At 73.7% G+C, this 16,057-nt stretch carries 12 protein-coding genes and 2 CRISPR repeat arrays (1 of these 14 cut by a window edge); of the genes, 7 read left to right on the forward strand and 5 right to left on the reverse strand.

Annotated features, from left to right (window positions below; all coding sequences use genetic code 11):
• Positions 1-302: direct repeats of the CRISPR family, unit length 28 nt; unit sequence GTCGGCCCCGCACGCGCGGGGATGGTCC (it extends 947 nt beyond the left edge of the window).
• 92 nt (positions 303-394) lie between these two features.
• Positions 395-666: direct repeats of the CRISPR family, unit length 28 nt; unit sequence GTCGGCCCCGCACGCGCGGGGATGGTCC.
• A gap of 1,089 nt (positions 667-1,755) precedes the next feature.
• Both FHU37_RS02045 and FHU37_RS02050 read left to right on the forward strand, forming a co-directional pair.
• Positions 1,756-3,660 (forward strand): flavin-containing monooxygenase, encoded by a 1,905-nt coding sequence (locus FHU37_RS02045; protein WP_179812502.1) that lies wholly within the window; start codon positions 1,756-1,758, stop codon positions 3,658-3,660.
• Positions 3,657-5,357 (forward strand): Vgb family protein, encoded by a 1,701-nt coding sequence (locus tag FHU37_RS02050; RefSeq protein WP_179812503.1) that lies wholly within the window; start codon positions 3,657-3,659, stop codon positions 5,355-5,357. Before FHU37_RS02045 ends, FHU37_RS02050 begins: the two co-directional genes overlap by 4 nt.
• Positions 5,358-5,391: 34 nt before the next feature.
• Here FHU37_RS02050 and FHU37_RS02055 read toward each other — a convergent pair whose 3' ends face one another.
• A complete protein-coding gene (locus tag FHU37_RS02055) occupies positions 5,392-5,895 on the reverse strand; it encodes a winged helix-turn-helix transcriptional regulator (protein WP_179812504.1) in 504 nt (167 codons plus the stop codon).
• 255 nt (positions 5,896-6,150) lie between these two features.
• Between FHU37_RS02055 and FHU37_RS02060 the strand changes: the two genes are divergently transcribed.
• Complete coding sequence (locus FHU37_RS02060) at positions 6,151-7,110, forward strand: NADP-dependent oxidoreductase (RefSeq protein WP_246449530.1); 960 nt, start codon at positions 6,151-6,153, stop codon at positions 7,108-7,110.
• 50 nt (positions 7,111-7,160) lie between these two features.
• On the opposite strand, the gene FHU37_RS02065 is transcribed toward FHU37_RS02060, so the two are convergent.
• Complete coding sequence (locus FHU37_RS02065; protein WP_179812505.1) at positions 7,161-7,466, reverse strand: hypothetical protein; 306 nt, start codon at positions 7,464-7,466, stop codon at positions 7,161-7,163.
• Between the two features lie 221 nt (positions 7,467-7,687).
• The gene (locus tag FHU37_RS02070; RefSeq protein ID WP_179815963.1) at positions 7,688-8,032 is read right to left on the reverse strand and encodes a MerR family transcriptional regulator; all 345 of its coding nucleotides are present in this window, start codon (positions 8,030-8,032) and stop codon (positions 7,688-7,690) included.
• Positions 8,033-8,147: 115 nt separating this feature from the next.
• Here FHU37_RS02070 and FHU37_RS02075 point away from each other — a divergent pair, with 115 nt between their 5' ends.
• The 4 genes from FHU37_RS02075 to FHU37_RS02090 all read left to right on the forward strand — a co-directional run bounded on the left by FHU37_RS02075 (position 8,148) and on the right by FHU37_RS02090 (position 12,174).
• Complete coding sequence (locus FHU37_RS02075; protein WP_179812506.1) at positions 8,148-8,951, forward strand: aminotransferase class IV family protein; 804 nt, start codon at positions 8,148-8,150, stop codon at positions 8,949-8,951.
• Positions 8,952-9,121: 170 nt separating this feature from the next.
• Positions 9,122-10,054, forward strand: a complete 933-nt coding sequence (locus FHU37_RS02080) for a GNAT family N-acetyltransferase (RefSeq protein WP_179812507.1) — start codon at positions 9,122-9,124, stop codon at positions 10,052-10,054.
• Positions 10,055-10,076: 22 nt separating this feature from the next.
• A complete protein-coding gene (locus tag FHU37_RS02085; RefSeq protein WP_312892378.1) occupies positions 10,077-10,925 on the forward strand; it encodes an NADPH-dependent F420 reductase in 849 nt (282 codons plus the stop codon).
• 715 nt (positions 10,926-11,640) lie between these two features.
• Positions 11,641-12,174 carry a VOC family protein gene (locus tag FHU37_RS02090; protein ID WP_179812509.1) on the forward strand — a complete coding sequence of 178 codons (534 nt, stop codon included), beginning with the start codon at positions 11,641-11,643 and terminating at the stop codon, positions 12,172-12,174.
• Positions 12,175-12,538: 364 nt separating this feature from the next.
• Here FHU37_RS02090 and FHU37_RS02095 read toward each other — a convergent pair whose 3' ends face one another.
• Together FHU37_RS02095 and FHU37_RS02100 are read right to left on the reverse strand one after the other, a co-directional pair.
• Positions 12,539-14,044 (reverse strand): carotenoid oxygenase family protein, encoded by a 1,506-nt coding sequence (locus FHU37_RS02095; RefSeq protein ID WP_312892379.1) that lies wholly within the window; start codon positions 14,042-14,044, stop codon positions 12,539-12,541.
• The gene (locus FHU37_RS02100; protein ID WP_179812510.1) at positions 14,041-16,020 is read right to left on the reverse strand and encodes an MFS transporter; all 1,980 of its coding nucleotides are present in this window, start codon (positions 16,018-16,020) and stop codon (positions 14,041-14,043) included. The genes FHU37_RS02095 and FHU37_RS02100 overlap by 4 nt, the downstream gene beginning before the upstream one ends.
• Positions 16,021-16,057 lie beyond the last annotated feature (37 nt).

The raw sequence follows: 16,057 nt of genomic DNA on the forward strand, positions 1-16,057 counted from the left end.
CAGGGAACTGGGGTGGTCGCGCCGGATGAGTCGGCCCCGCACGCGCGGGGATGGTCCCGGCATCCACCCCCTGCGCCTCGCCAACACCGCGTCGGCCCCGCACGCGCGGGGATGGTCCGAAAACGCGCCGCACGACCACGAACGGCTACGAGTCGGCCCCGCACGCGCGGGGATGGTCCCTGATCGGGTCGCGCGGAGTGCCCGCCATGGTCGTCGGCCCCGCACGCGCGGGGATGGTCCCCCTGACGGCACCTTCGGGCCGGCGGACCGCCGGTCGGCCCCGCACGCGCGGGGATGGTCCCTCCGCGCTGCGCTTGGCTCCGTAGCCGGGGTGGTCGGCCCCCGCACGCGGGGATGGTCCCACCTCGATGGTGGGCCGCCGGCGGGCCAGGGCGTCGGCCCCGCACGCGCGGGGATGGTCCCGGCGAACCCGCCGGACTGTGGGTCATCCCCGTGTCGGCCCCGCACGCGTGGGGATGGTCCGAGGGGCCGCGGGGCCTCGTCGGCCTGGCGGCGGTCGGCCCCGCACGCGCGGGGATGGTCCCTCCACAGCCGTCAACGTGACCCTCATCCTGGAGTCGGCCCCGCACGCGCGGGGATGGTCCCGGCGCGAGGCCGCCCCCGAGGTAGCGCATCGGGTCGGCCCCGCACGCGCGGGGGTGGTCGCTTTCCGACCTGCTGGACCGGTTGCTGCTCCTGGGGGACCTGCGCCTGGCAGTGCCTCGCCAGGCGCAGAATGGAGGGACGTAGAGGCCTGCTGCTCTCACATGCCTCTCACAGGGCTCTCACGGACGGGGTGCCACGAGGTGTCCCGTCGTGTCACTGGCCGTGGACGGAACAGGCCCTGACCTGCGCTTCGGGAGGGGAGCGGACTGGGCGGCGTCCCCTGTCCCACACTGGGGGTCAAGGGGTCGTGGGTTCAAATCCCGCCGTCCCGACTCGGAGCCAACTCCAAAGTCGCAGGTCAGGGCCCTGTCTCACTGTGGTGAGACAGGGCCCTCGATCGTTTCCGGGGGCTGCCTCTCACGACTTCCCACGTTCGGTGTCGATCATGGTGTGGAGAGGAGTTCGCCCAGCTTCTCGCAGCCGGCCTTGAGGCTCTGGGGGAGGTGGGGTTCTTTTCTTGATCAGCACCTGCGCGCCCGCGGTGCCGACCCGGAAGACGTGACCACCGTACTCATCGCTATGGCCGGCTGTTTTCTTCGCCAGTCCGTCCAGCCCTCGCCGCCGGGGCTGCCGACAGAGCGGGGCTTCCAGCGCGCTCAGGGTGAAGCTGCCCTGGATTGGGTGCGTGAGCGGACACGTTGGCGTTAGCGGATCTGCCTCGGGCGACCTAGAAGCGGTGGGTGGATGTGCGGCTTGTCATCGCGATTTCAGGGGTGAGGGGACGTTTCGCGGCTTGGGGATGCCCAGGTCGAGGGGTGGTCGGCCGGGCGGTGGGGGTTGGCCGACCCCGCCCACTTCTGCGGGGTCTTCCGCGTCGCGGTCGGGGTCTCCCCGCGCGACTGGCGGGCGTCCCGCGGCACCGCCGTGGAGCCCGGGCTGTGAGGTCGCTCACGTTGGCTCCGCGGTCAGGGACGGGTCCACGACATGTCAGGCTGGTCCGTTTCACTGTGCGCGTCCAGGTCTCCGCCCCGGCCCGGCAGGTCACGGGCGACAGCGCCGGTCGGCGCCCGGAGGCGGCGATTCGCCCTCGGGGCGGGCGGCGGGCGGGCGGGGGCCGACGCAGGCGTGCAGAGAGGAACAGGGACACCCATGTCCGCCCCCCACACCTCGCCCATCCCCCTCGGCTCCGACCCCGCTGAGCCCGGCTCCGATCCCGCTGACCCCGGCTCCGACTCCGCTCAGCCCGGTTTGGACCCGCGTGAGCTGGGCTTCGACCCGGAGGCGCTGCGCGCGAAGTACCGCGCGGAGCGTGACCGCAGGATCCGGCCCGACGGGAACTCCCAGTACCGCGGCACCACCGGCGAATTCGGCTACTTCGACGAGGACCCCTACGCCGATCCGGAGTTCGGCAGGGAACCGCTGACCGACCGGGTCGAGGCGCTGATCATCGGCGGGGGGTTCGGCGGCCTGCTCGCCGGGGCGCGGCTGCGCCAGGCGGGTGTGGCGTCGATCCGGGTGATCGAGAAGGGCGGGGACTTCGGCGGCACCTGGTACTGGAACCGTTACCCGGGAATTCACTGCGACATCGAGTCCTACGTCTACATGCCGCTGCTGGAGGAGGTCGGCTACCTCCCCCGGTGGAAGTACGCGCCCGGTGAAGAGATCCGGCAGCACGCCCGGGCGATCGCGCGGCACTTCGGCCTCTACGACGACGCCTGCTTCCAGACCCAGGCCACCGAACTGCGCTGGGACGACGCCGAGTCGGAATGGGTGGTCGGCACCGACCGCGGCGACCGCGTGCGGGCGCGCTACGTGGTGGTCGCCAGCGGCACCCTCAGCCAGGCCAAGCTGCCCGGCATCCCCGGGATCGAGAGCTTCGAGGGGCACACGTTCCACACCAGCCGCTGGGACTACGTCTACACCGGCGGCAACGCCGACGGAAACCTGCACCGGCTCGCGGACAAGCGGGTGGCCCTCATCGGCACCGGCGCCACGGCCATCCAGGTGGTGCCCCACCTCGGGGCCGATTCGCGGCACCTGTACGTGTTCCAGCGCACGCCGTCCTCGGTGGACGTACGCGGCAACCGGCCCACCGACCCGGAGTGGGCCCGGTCGCTGCGGCCGGGCTGGCAGCGGCACCGCAGGCAGAACTTCCTCGAGGTCGTCACCGGGGTGCGCGTCGACGAGGACCTCGTGAACGACGCGTGGACCAGCAGCGCCCGGCTGCAGGAGAAGCTGATCCCCACCGACTCCTACGCGCACGTCCCCGCCGGGGAACGGGAGCGCGCGTACGAGATCGCCGACTTCCAGAAGATGAACGAGCTGCGGGCGCGGGTGGACGCCATCGTCGAGGACCCGGCGACGGCGGAGAAGCTCAAGCCGTGGTACCGCTACATGTGCAAGCGGCCCACCTTCAGCGACAGCTACCTGCAGACCTTCAACCGGCCCAACGTCACCCTGGTTGACACCGCCGACACCCACGGCGTCGAGCGGATCACCGAGCACGCCGTCGTGGTGGGCGACGAGGCGTACGAGGTGGACTGCATCGTCTTCGCGACCGGCTTCGAGGTGGGCGTCTCCGGCGTGCTGTCCGGCCGGCTGCCGGTGTACGGCCGGGGCGGCGTCCCACTGCTGGAGTCCTGGCGCCGGCAGGGTCCGAAGACGCTGCACGGCTTCTACAGCCACGGCTTCCCCAACCTGTTCCAGCTCGGGCCGCTGCAGAACGCGAGCGCGGTCAACTTCGTCCACGTCCTCGACGAGCAGGCCTCCCACGTCGCCGAGGTGGTCGCGGCGGCGCGCGAGGCCCGGGCGCGGTACGTCGAACCGACCGTCGACGCCCAGGAGGCGTGGGTGGCCACGATCCACCGCAAGGCCGCGGACCTGCACGCCTTCCACGCCGAGTGCACCCCGGGCTACTACAACAACGAGGGCATGCCGCGCGAGCGCAACCAGGGCTACGGGGACGGTCCCGTCGCGTTCCACGAACTGCTCAGGCGCTGGCGCGCCGACGGCGGCGTGCGCGACGTCCTCGTCGGCGCGGGGGAGGACGCGTGACGGCGTCGCCCAACCGGTTCGACGGTACGGGGCGCGGGCGGATCAGCGGCTCCCGCTTCAGGGCCCGGCGGCTCAACGCGCCCAACCGGCTGTGGGGTTCCAACGGCGTCGCGTTCGGCCCCGACGGCCGGCTGTACGTCGCCGAGTTCCTGGCCGGCCGGATCAGCGCAGTCGACCCGGCCACCGGGGACGTCGACGTGGTGGTGCCGATGGACGGCCCCGTGCAGTCCCCGGACGACCTCGCCTTCGGGGCGGACGGTTCCATGTACATCGCCGACCTGGTGCCCGGTCGGGTGTGGCGCCGCGGTCCCGACGGCGAGTACACCCTCGTCTCCGCGGAGGTGACCAATCCCAACGGCATCACCTGCGTCGGAGACCGGCTGTTCGTCAACGAGATGAAGCCCGACGGCCGGCTGCTGGAGCTCTTCCCGGACGGCCGCGACCCGGTGGTCCTCACCGGGGGACTGGCCGTCGGCAACGCGATGCAGCTCGGCCCGGACGGGCACCTCTACTACCCGCACATGGTCACCAACCAGGTCTGGCGGATCGCCCCCGACGGCGGGGCACCCGAGCTGGTGGCCGAGGGCGTGCACGAACCGGTGGCCGTCCGGTTCGACCTCGGCGGCGTCCTGCACGTCCTCTCCCGGGGGGTGGAGGGCATCGTGACCCGCCTCGACCTGCACGGCACCGGCTCGCGCACCCTGGTGACCAGCGGGGTGGCCGGGCTGGACAACGCGGCGTTCGACCGGGAGAACCGGATGTTCGTCTCCAGCTACGCCAGCGGCGGCATCGTCGAGATGCACCCCGACGGCAGGATCCGCGAGATCGTGCCGCGCGGGTTCGACGGACCGTACGGCGTGACGATCGACCTGGGCGGCACGGTGTACGCGGCCGACCACTACCGGGTGGCGAGCCCCGCGGCCCGCGACGAGGGCCGGGCGAGCCGCTCCCGGGAGGGGGAGGCGGCAGGCGTCACCACGCACGCCCTGCTGCCGTTCGCCCACGGCATCACGGCCGACGGCGGGCTGCTGCACACGACCTCGCAGTACGGCACCGTCCAGACGTACGACCCCGCGCGGGGGACCACGCGGACGCGGGCGACCGGGTTGCGCCAGCCGCTCGGCATCGCCGTGGCACCGGACGGATCCCTGGTGGTGGCCGAGGCGGGCGCCGGCCGTGTCGTCGCCATCAGCGGCGGCGACACCATCACCGGCGCCACCGTCACCGGCGACAGCGTCACCGGCGACACCGTCACCGTGCTCGCGGAGGGACTCGGCCACCCCGTCGACGTGGCCTTCGACGCGGAGGGCCGCGCTTACGTGAGCGACGACCGGCTCGGCGCGGTGCTCCGGATCGACGGCGGGACGGTCGACGTCGTGGCGGACGGGCTGGAGGGACCGCAGGGGCTGGCGGCCCTGGGCGGCGAGCTGTTCACGGTCGAGGTCGCGCGCCGCCGTCTGCGGGCCATCTCCCCGGCCACGGGGGAGAGCAGGATCGACGCCGAGGACCTGCCGGTCGGCCCGCCCCCGGGGCAGGCGCCCCGCACCGAACCGGCGCTGTTCGCCGGCGGCATGCCCGGAGTGGCCCCGCGCTTCGCCGGCCTCGCCGCCACCCCGGACGGCGCGCTGCTGCTCTCGGCGAACGGCGAGGGGACCATCGTGAGGCTGAGCCCCTCCTCTCCCGATCTCGAGTCCTGACCACGCGGTTCCCGGCCGGCACGGCCGGCGGCGCTCAGGCGCCCGCCCCCCACCCCCGGGCGACGGCGGCCTCCTCCCGCAGCCGGGTGACGCCCGGCTCCGCGGGGCGGGCGTCGTAGGCGCGGCGAGCCTGGTCCACGGCCGCCTGGTGGTGCGCCGTCCAGTCCCGGATGGCGACCAGCGGAGCAGCGAGCGTGTGTCCCAGCGGCGTCAGCGCGTACCGCACCCGCACCACCGGGCCCTGCACGACGGTCCGGCTGACCAGCCCGTCGCGCTCCAGGGCGCGCAGGGTCTGGGTGAGGACCTTCCGGCTCACCTCGCCCATCCGCCGCCGCAGTTCTCCGTGGTACTCCGGCCCCTCCTCCAGGATCGCGAGCGCCAACGCGGACCACCGGTCGCCGAGCCGGTCCAGCAGCGGCCGGCAGGGGCAGCGGTCGTCCTGGTCGCCCCCGGCTGTCGGCGGTGGCACCAGGCGGGGGCGGGGCGCGCTCTCGTCGCGCCGCGCGGACGGGGGAGGGGGTGACGGCTGCGCGGTCATGTCCTCTCCAACCCCGCCTCGGCCCGGCTTGTTCCGGCGCGACTTGTTCCGGCGCGGGGCGGGTGGTGCGCGGGGGCCGGGTGGTGCGCGGGGTGTGCCGGTGCCTGCCCCCGCCGGGCCGGTCGGGTGCCGCCGCCGGGCCGGTTACCCGGAGGTTCCGTCTGTCCGCGGCCGTTCGCCCCAGCCGACGATGGCCGCGTGCGGCCGGAGGCCGGCCGCACGCGTCGTTCCGCCCGCAAGACGAGGAGCAGTGCCATGTCCGTCGCCCGCATGCAGACCGTGATCCAGGACCGCTTCGGTGGCCCCGAGGTGCTGTCGCGGACCGAGGTGGACCGCCCACGGCCCCTCCCCACGGAGGTGCTGGTGCGCGTGCACGCCGCCGGACTGAACCCCGTGGACGTCAAGAGCCGGGCCGGCGGCGGCATGGCCGGTGTGCTCGGCGAGCCGCCGTTCACCCTCGGCTGGGACGTCTCCGGTGTCGTGGAGGAGGTCGGCTTCGGGGTCACCACCCTCCGTCCCGGCGACGAGGTGTACGGCATGCCGCGCTTCCCGCACGCCGGCGGCGCCTTCGCCGAGTACGTCACCGCCCCGTCCCGGCACTTCGCCCGCAAGCCCGCCGGCCTGTCCCACACCGAGGCCGCCGGCCTGCCGCTGGCCGGCCTGACCGCCTGGCAGGTCCTCGTCGACACGGCCGGGGTGGGACCGGGGCAGCGGGTGCTGGTGCACGCGGCGGCCGGCGGCGTGGGCCACCTGGCGGTGCAGATCGCCAAGGCCCGGGGCGCCCACGTGATCGGCACCGCCTCCGCTGCCCGACACGACTTCCTGCGCTCCCTCGGCGCCGACGAGACGGTGGACTACACCGCCGTCCGCTTCGAGGAGGTGGTGCGGGACGTCGACCTGGTCGTCGACCTCGTCGGCGGCGCCGACCACCAGCTCCGGTCGCTGCAGACCCTGCGACCGGGCGGGCTGCTCGTCGGCGTGCCCGGCGGCGTGGAGCCGGAGGCCGAGCGACAGGCCGCCGCCAACGGCCTGCGCACCTCCTGGTTCCTCGTCGAGCCCGACCAGAAGGGCCTGGAGGAACTGACCGCGCTCGTCGAGACCGGCCGGCTGAGGGTGGAGGTCGAGACGGTGCTGCCACTCGCCGAGATCGCCAGGGCCCACGACCTGATGGAGTCCGGCCACGTACGAGGCAAGATAGTCCTCGCCGTGGCCTGACCCCTCGGCCCGTGGCGGTTCGGGAGGCGTGGAGGCGTGGAGGCGGGGGATCAGGTGGCGAAGATGAGGTACAGGTCCCAGCCGCCGTTGTTGGCCAGGCACTCGTAGTCGTCGGAGCCGCCGGGGTGGTTTGGCCACAGGTACTGCTCGCCCACGGCGACGCAGGCGTCGAGGGTCGCGTGGTGGCTGTGGAACTGCCAGTAGTCCATCGCCCGGAGCGTCTGGGACGCCTGGACGCGTGCGGCGCCGGTGTGCGGATCGGCCGGTGCCGCCGCGGCCGTGGGTGCGGCGCCGGCGAGCGCGATCCCGGCTGCCGCGACGGTGGTGACCATCAGTGCCCGTAACCGAGTCGGCATGGCCCAGCCTCTCTGAGGGAGCGCGGCACAGTGACAGGTGCACCTCATTAAAGGTGGGGGCCATCCGCGCCGCAAGGGCTCCGTCGTGGCCCGTAGGGGCGGGTGGCGGTGGACCCGGTGGCGCTGCCACACCGGCGCCCCGCCACCCGCCCCTACGGGCCGACGCTACGACGCCACGCCGTCGCGACGCCACGCCGTCGCGACGGCTCGTCGCGTACCGGTCAGGACTGTGCCAGGTAGCCGGCCAGGGTGCCGCGGGTGCGCTGGAGGTCGTCGATGCGCTCGTCCATGGCCGCCAACTCCCGGTCCATGATCGCCCGCAGGTCCGCGCACCAGTCGAAGCCCGGCTGCTCGCCGCGGGCGCACGGCAACACCTGGCGGATGACCTCGGTGGACAGGCCCGCGTTCAGCAGCGCGCGCACCTGCCGCACGGTGACCACCGAGTCGTCGTCGTACTCGCGGTAGCCGTTGGGCCCGCGCCGGGCTACGAGCAGCCCCTGCTGCTCGTAGTAGCGCAGCAGCCGCGGGCTGACCCCGGTACGCCGGGACAACTCCCCGATCAGCATCTGACCCGCCCCATCCACGTTCTGAGGTTGACCTTGCCATCGATGTCAAGCCTTAACGTCGCCGCGTGGGCGCGCATTCCGGCTCACGCGGACAGACATACCACTGGAGTGACACATGACCACTTCCGTCGTGCACCGTAACGGTCGGGCGGCGACCGTCGAGCAGTTGGCCCCGCTGGCCTTCGCCGGCTACGCCCACTTCACCGCCATGCAGGTGCGGGGCGGCCGGGTGCGCGGCCTCGACCTGCACCTGCGGCGGCTGCGCTCCGCCTCGATGGAGCTGTTCGGACGGGCGCTGCCCGACGAGCGGGTGCGGTCCTTCCTCCGGGCCGCGCTGGAGGAGGGTCCGGCGGACGTCTCGCTGACCGCCACCGTGTACTCCCCGGCGGGCGAGTTCACCGTGGCGGGGGACGACGTGGAACCCGAGGTGCTGGTGCGCACCGGCCCGGCCGCGAACGGCCCCGAGGGCCCGCTGACGCTGGCGGCGGTCGAGCACGAACGGACCCTCCCGGCGGTCAAGCACGTCGGCGAGGTGGCGAAGACCTACTTCCTCCGTCAGGCCGTCGGCCAGGGCTTCGATGACGCCGCCTTCGTCGACCGCGGGGGCCGGCTCAGCGAGGGGACCATCTGGAACCTGGCCTTCTGGGACGGCACCGCCGTGGTGTGGCCCGACGCCGAGATGCTGGGCGGCACCACGATGGGCATCGTCCGCCGGCAGCTGGACCGCCTCGGCGTGCCCCAGCGCGTCCAGGAGGTCAGGCTCGCCGACCTGCCGGCCCTGTCCGGGGCCGTGGTCATGAACTCGTGGACGCCCGGGGTGGCGGTCCACCGGATCGGCTCGGTGCCGCTGCCCGACGCCCCGGCCTTCCTGGAACTCCTCCACCGCGCCTACCAGGCCGAACCCCTCACCGCTCCCTGAGTCGGAGACGGACCCTGGCGAGGGCGCCGCGCGGACGGTGGTGGCGCGCCGTGGGGAGGGCGGAATGGGCCCCCGGCCGCTCCCCGCGCCCGTAGGGTGGGGGCGGCGCCGGGACGTGCAGGCGGTGCCGGGGACGTGCAGGCGGTGCCGGGACGAGGACGGGGACGAGGATGGCGACGTTCGAGATCGGGACGGCGAGCGCGAACGAGGCCCGGCAACTGGCCGACTGGGCGGACGACGAGGGATGGAACCCCGGGATCTCCGACTGGCGCGCGTTCCTCAGCGCCGATCCCACCGGCTTCCTGATCGGACGGCTGGACGGCGAGGCCGTCGCCTCCATCTCCGCCGTGCGCTACGGCACGGACTACGGCTTCCTCGGCTTCTACATCGCCAGGCCGTCGGTGCGCGGGCAGGGCTACGGCATCCAGGTGTGGCGCGCCGGCATGGCGCGCCTGGCGGGCCGTCACCTTGGCCTCGACGGGGTCGTCGAGCAGCAGGACAACTACCGCAGGTCCGGGTTCCGCACGGCCTGGAACCACGTGCGGTACGAGGGCGTGCCGGGCGGTGCGCCCTCGGGTTCGACTCCCGCTTCGGCTTCCGGGTCGGCTCCCGGCGGGGTGGATGACCTGGAAGACGTGGTCGGCCCAGAGGCCGTGGAGGAGGTGGGCGGCGTCCGGCTGGTCGACGCCCGCACCGTCCCCTTCGACCAGCTCGCGGCCTACGACCGGCGTTTCTTCCCCGCGCCCCGTGACGCGTTCCTCGCCACCTGGCTGAGCCTGCCCGGTCAGGTGGCCCTCGCCGCCGTGCGGGACGGCGACATCCACGGCTTCGGCGTGCTGCGCCCCGCCCGCGGCGCCTCGCGCATCGGGCCGCTGTACGCCGCCTCCACCGACATCGCCGAGACGCTGGTGCGTGCGCTGTCCGGCGCCGTCCCCGGCACCGCGGTCGCCATCGACGTCCCCGACGTGAACCGGCCCTCCGTGCGCCTGATGGAGCGGCTGGGGCTGACGCCGACCTTCGAGGTGGCGCGGATGTTCACGGGGCCGGGGCCCGAGGTGGATCTCCCCGGCATCTTCGCCACCACCAGCCTGGAGCTGGGGTAGCCGTCGCGGCCGGTGTGGCTCGGTGTGGCTCGCCCCGGCCCGATGTGCTTGCCGGTGTGGCCGGGACTTGGGGGGGCGGTCGCGGATCCGCGACGAGCGCCCACGGACCTCTCCGACGAATCTCCGCTGCCCGGAACAAGATCGCGGACCCCCGGGTTGTAGACGGCGCGACTCAACGGGGGTCGCGTCCAAGACTGCGGAGGTTCTGGACATGAAGATCGGCATCATCGGCGCCGGGAACATCGGCGGCAACCTCACCCGTCGACTCACCGCCCTCGGCCACGAGGTTTCCGTCGCCAACTCGCGCGGCCCGCACACCCTGACCGAGCTGGCGGAGGAGACCGGAGCGACCCCGGTCACCGTGGAGGAGGCGGCGCGCGGTGCCGCCGTCGTGGTGGTCGCCATCCCGCTGAAGGCCGTGCCGGACCTCCCCTCCGGGCTGTTCGACGAGGCGGCCGAGGGCGTGGCCGTGATCGACACCGGCAACTACTACCCGAAGCAGCGGGACGGCAGGATCGCCGCCATCGAGGACGGCCTGACCGAGAGCCGCTGGACCGAGCAGCAGATCGGGCACCCGGTGATCAAGGCCTTCAACGGCACCTACGCCCAGGACATCCTCGACAAGCCGCGCCCCAAGGGAGACCCGGAGCGGATCGCGCTGCCGGTGGCCGGGGACGACGAGGCGGCCAAGAAGGTGGTCCGGGACCTGATCGACGAGCTGGGATTCGACACCGTGGACGCGGGCGGCATCGACGAGTCCTGGCGCCAGCAGCCCGACACGCCGGTCTACGGCCTGCGGGGCGGTGTCGAGGCGGTGACCAAGGCCCTCGCCGAGGCGTCGCCGGAGCGGCCGGAGGCGCTGCGGGCCTGACGTGGGGTTCGGGGCGTTCGGGGCGGGGGCGGGTTGGGCGGCGGGCTCCGGCTCGGGGATGAGAGCTCGGGGTTGTTCGGGGGCCGCTGACGCGCCAACCCACCGCCCCCGATCGGGTCCGCCCGTCGGCGGACCCGATCCCCTCCCCGCTTGCCCCCTTGCTGCCCGCCGAGCGGGACTGGGCCGCCGGCCCCATCTCCGACCGCCAGCCCAACTCCGCCGCGGGCATCTCGCCAGGAGCATGCCAGAAAGCTGCGTCTGAACCCCCACCTCGCCCTGGGGGACCCCCTTCTTCAGGATCTCACGGGGTGAATCGCGCGCCACAGTCCCCATTTTCGCGCTGTGGATAACTATCGGCGCGGGCATGCCAGGTGGCGCGGGCATGTCAGAAGGCGCGAGCATGCCAGGTGGCGCGGGCATGCCAGTGAGGGTGAGCGCGTCAGTGGTGGGCGGGCGCGAGCATGCCAGTAGTGGCTCGGCCGCGAGCATGCCAGTAGTTGGCGCGGGCATGACGGTGGGCCGGGCGGGCACGTCAGGTGTTGCAACGGGCATGTCGGTGATTGCCGCGAGCACGTCGGTGATTGGCGCGCGCATGTGTCGGTCAACCTCGCCCATGTGCCTTCCAGGATCCGGAGCTCCCGCGCCATTGGGACAGGAACTGACCTAATGCGAGCCTATCGTCGCCGCTGGAAACCACATCGGCGAAAGGACCGCGATGTCCGGGCAGACCAACTCCGCACCCGAGGGCTACACCACCGTCGCGCCCTGGGTCGTCACCGACGACACCGGGGCCTTCCTCGACTTCGTCACCGAGGCGTTCGGTGGTGAGGAGCTCGGACGGGTGCTGACCGAGGACGGCTCGATCGGTCACGGCGAGATCCGGGTCGGCGACACCGTCGTGCTGGCCTTCGACCGACGCGCGGACTGGCCCGCCATGCCGAGCCTGCTGCGGGTGTTCGTCGCCGACGCCGACGAGGCGTTCTCGCGCGCCGTCGAGGCCGGCGGCCATGTCGTCACCGCCCTGGCGGACAACGCCTTCGGGCAGCGCGGAGGCCGTATCAGGGACCCCTTCGGCAACATCTGGTGGGTCACCAGCCACGTCGAGGACGTCCCCGAGGAGGAGATGTGGAAGCGGCTGGCGGACCCGGTGTACGCCGAGGGCATGCGCGTGGCTCAGGAGACGCTCGACGCCGAGCTCAGCGGGCGGCGCCACGGCCGCAGCAGCGCCCCCGTCAGGGCGACCACCTGATCGCCGACGGTCCGGGCGTCGCGCACGCCTGACCGGCCCTCGGGCCGCCTGTGACAGGGAAGCTCCCGGTGGGCGGTGGGTTCACGGCCGAGAACGTCGAGAACACCGCCGCCCGCCGGGAGCTTCTACACGCCCGCCCGCACCGTCGAACGATCCGGTTGCAGTCCCTGCCGGCTTCGGACGGGGCTGGTTGACCTCCTCGCGGATTACGTCGTCCGGCTACGTCCTCCGGCTGCGGGCCCACGGCCGCCCACGGCCGCACATGGCAGGGGGCGGGTGAAGGCCGGGTGAGGGAGGCCTTCCGCCCAGCACCCGGCCCGTCACCCGCCCCCTCACCGCCCGGCCCTCACCCGGCCTGTCGGGGTCACGCCGCGAGGTCGTCGTCCGGAATCCAGGAGCCGTGGATCGTGGCCGGCACCCGCCGCGGCAGGTGGATGGTGGCGAGCGGGGCCCTGGAGAGGTTGGACGCGTCCAGGACGAGCATGGCCGAGGCGTTCCGGTTCAGGTCGCTGACCACGGTCAGCAGGTAGCCGGCGTCCTCGTCGGCGGCGTCCTCGGCCGGGACGAACACCGCCTCGCTGGGCAGTTGCCCGGTGCCCACCGGCATCACCTGGCGGGCCCCCGTCACCCGGTCGTACTTGACGATGCCGTGGGAGCCGATGCCGTGGTCGTTCGGGTAGGCGATGGCGTAGTGGTAGCGGTGCTGCCGGCCGAGGACGTCCTCGTTGATGGTGGGGAACTCCACGACGAGGTCGTCGATCTGCTCCTCCGTGGCCGTGCCGGCGACCGGGTCGACCGTCCAGCGCCGCTGCCGGGAACCGGAGTTGGGTTCGGTGCCGAGGTCGGAGGGGGCGCCGACCCACCAGTTCCAGGAGCGCCGCCAGCCGCCGCGGTCCACGCTCGGGCCCTCGACGACGATCCGGCCGCGCGCGTCCTCGTAGGCGTTGGCGAAGTGCAGGGCCTGGCCCTGGCCGATGTCGTACCAGTGGATCCGGCGTGCCCCGTCGACGCCGCGCGGCATGACGCCGATGCGGGGACGCTGCGCGTCGCTCCAGCCGTACGGGATCCCGGAGTGCTCGTTCGGGTCGAAGGTCACCGACATCTCGACGAACACCACGAAGTTCTCGGTGATGGCGAAGTCGTGCTTGAGGGCGGCGGTGGCTCCCGGCACCTCCTGGCTGTGCAGGACGTTCCCGTCCGGCGAGGCCACGTGGTGGACGAGGAAGGGCGGGAAGGGCGAGGAGGCGAAGAAGTGCAGCTCGCCGGTGACCGGGTCCTGCTTGGGGTGGGCGGTCATCGCGGTGGTGAGCTTGCCGGAGAAGTCGAAGGCGCCCACGGTCTCCAGATCGGCCGTCAGCTCGAACGGCAGCGCGGACTCGCACAGCGCCAGCAGGCGACCGCCGTGCTCGACGACGTGCGTGCCGGCTGTGCTCACGGTCAGGTCCGGGCCGTGCTCCGTCATGTACGGGGCACCTTCCAGGGCCGGGGTGTGCACCCAGCGGTTGCGGTACCACTCGGCGCGCCCGCCGCGCAGCCGGACGCCGTGCACCATGCCGCTGCCCCGGAACCAGTGCGTGGGGGTGACGCCCGGCTTGGGGTTGTGGCCGTTGCGGACGAGCCGGCCGTTCAGCTCCGGGGGGATGGCGCCCTCCACGGTGAGCTCCGTCGCGGTGACCTCGTCGGCGACCGGGGTGTAGTGGCCGGTCAGGTAGGGCTTGTTCATGGTGTGGTCCTCTTCTTCCGGTGCTGTCGCCGGGCGTGTGCCGGTACCTGTGGTGCCGGTACCTGTGGTGCTGGTGCTGGTGCTGGTGCCTGTGGTGGTGCTGGTGCTGCTGCCGGGGGTGTCGGGGGAGGCGGGCGGAGGGCTCACGGCCGGTCCGCGGCGAGGGCCCAGCGGCGCTCGCACTCGGCGCGCAGGTGGCGCAGCCAGGTCTCCAGGGACTGTTCGAGCATCTGTCGCGCCTGTTCCGGCCGGGCCAGGACGGGCCCGCCGCTCCAGGACTCCTCGGTGCGTACGGTGACCACGCCGTCGTGCTCCTCGAAGGCCCACACGTGCACGCCCTGGATGCCCTGGGCCGGACCGGCCCAGACGACGCGTTCGCCCGGCGCGACGTGCAGGAGGGTGGAGACGATCTCGAGTCCGTGGGTGAGCCAGCGCAGCCGGGTGCCGGGGCGGAGCGGTCCGTCGAGCGCGGCGCGGTCGACGTCCGGGTTCCAGTCGGCCCAGGAGCCGACGGCGGTGTGCACCCCCCACACGACCGCGAGCGGCGCGGCGACCGTGGTGGAGCGGCGCACCACGACGGGGGCCGAGTCGTCGACCGTGGGGGGCGGGGTGGTCGCCTGGGTGTGCTGGGGGTGGTTGTCGTGCTTCATGGTGGTTTCTCCTGGTTCTTCGGTGAGGGGCAGGGGTGACGCGTCCCGCTGGGACGCGGGCCGTGCCGGGCCGCGCAGGACGACGGGGGCGCAGGCGGCCGCCAGGGCGATCACGGTCGCGGAGGTGAGGAAGGCGAGCCGGTATCCCTCGGTGAGGGCCGTGGCGGGCGGGGCGCCGGCGGTGGTGGCGGTAGCGGTGGCGGAGGCGGCGAGGCTGGTGAGGACGGCCAGTCCCACCGCCCCGCCGACCTGCCGGGTGGTGTTGACCAGTCCGCCGGCCAGACCGGCGTCCGCGGCCTGGACCCCGCCGACGGCGGCGCCGGTGAGCTGGACGAAGGCGAGGCCGAGACCGAGGCCGACGATCAGGCTGGGGCCGAGGACGTCGGCGAGGAAGCCGCCGTCCGCCGGGAGGCGGGAGAGCCAGCCGAGCCCGGTGGCGAGGGCGGCCAGGCCGGCGGTGAGCGTGCCGGTCGGTCCGAGCCGGCGGGCGAGGCGGGGCGCCAGGGCCGAGCCGAGGATGTTCGCCGCGGCGAGGGGGAGCTGGGCGAGCCCGGCCCGCAGCGGCCCGTCCCCGAGCACCTGTTGTTGGTAGAGGGGGAGGAAGAAGAACAGTCCGACCCAGACGGCGCCGACCAGCGCCATGACCAGGTTGGCGGGGCCGACCGAGCCGGTGGTGAGCAGGCGGGGCGGCAGCAGCGGCGCGGGGTGCCGTCGCTCGGTGCGGACGAACAGCCCGAGCAGTACGGCGGCCGCGGCCAGCGGGCCGAGGACCGCCGGGTCGGTCCAGCCGAGGCGTCCCGCACCGGTGAGTCCGAGGACCAGCGCCGCCAGGGACGCGGTGATGGTGCCGGCGCCGACGAGGTCCAGGCGGCGGGTGTCGGGGGTGGGGGCGGGGCCGCGGGGTACCAGGACCGCGGTGGCGACCAGCACGGCGGCGCCGGTGAGCGCCGTGGCGTGGAAGACGGCGGGCCAGCCCGGGGACTGGGTGAGTGCCCCGCCGAGCAGGACGCCGGCCGCTCCGCCGGCGCCGGAGACGGCGCCCCACACCCCGAGGGCCCGGCCGCGCCGTGGTCCGGGGGGATGCAGCCGGGTGAGCAGGGCGAGCGCGGCGGGTGCCACGGCGGCGGCGCCGACGCCCTGGACGGCGCGGGCGGTGATCAGCGCGGCAGGGGTGGTGGACAGCCCGGCGGCCAGTGCCGCGGCGGCGAACAGGGCGAGGCCGGCCAGCAGGACGCGGCGCGCCCCGAGGAGGTCGGCGGCGCGACCGCCGAGGAGCAGCAGGGCGCCGAAGGCGAGCCCGTAGGCGCCCACGACCCAGGACAGCGCGTGCTCGGACAGCCCGACGCCGTCGCGGAGCGCGGGGAGGGCGACGTTGACGACGGATGTGCTGAGCACGACCGCGAACTGCGCCGCCGCCAGGACGGCCAGGACGACTCCGGGCCGGTCGCCGGCCCCGTTCCGGGTGCGTGCCATCGAAGGCTCCTTATGTGTGGTCAGTCACTCACACTGT

This window comes from Allostreptomyces psammosilenae, assembly GCF_013407765.1.
Lineage (GTDB): Bacteria > Actinomycetota > Actinomycetes > Streptomycetales > Streptomycetaceae > Allostreptomyces > Allostreptomyces psammosilenae.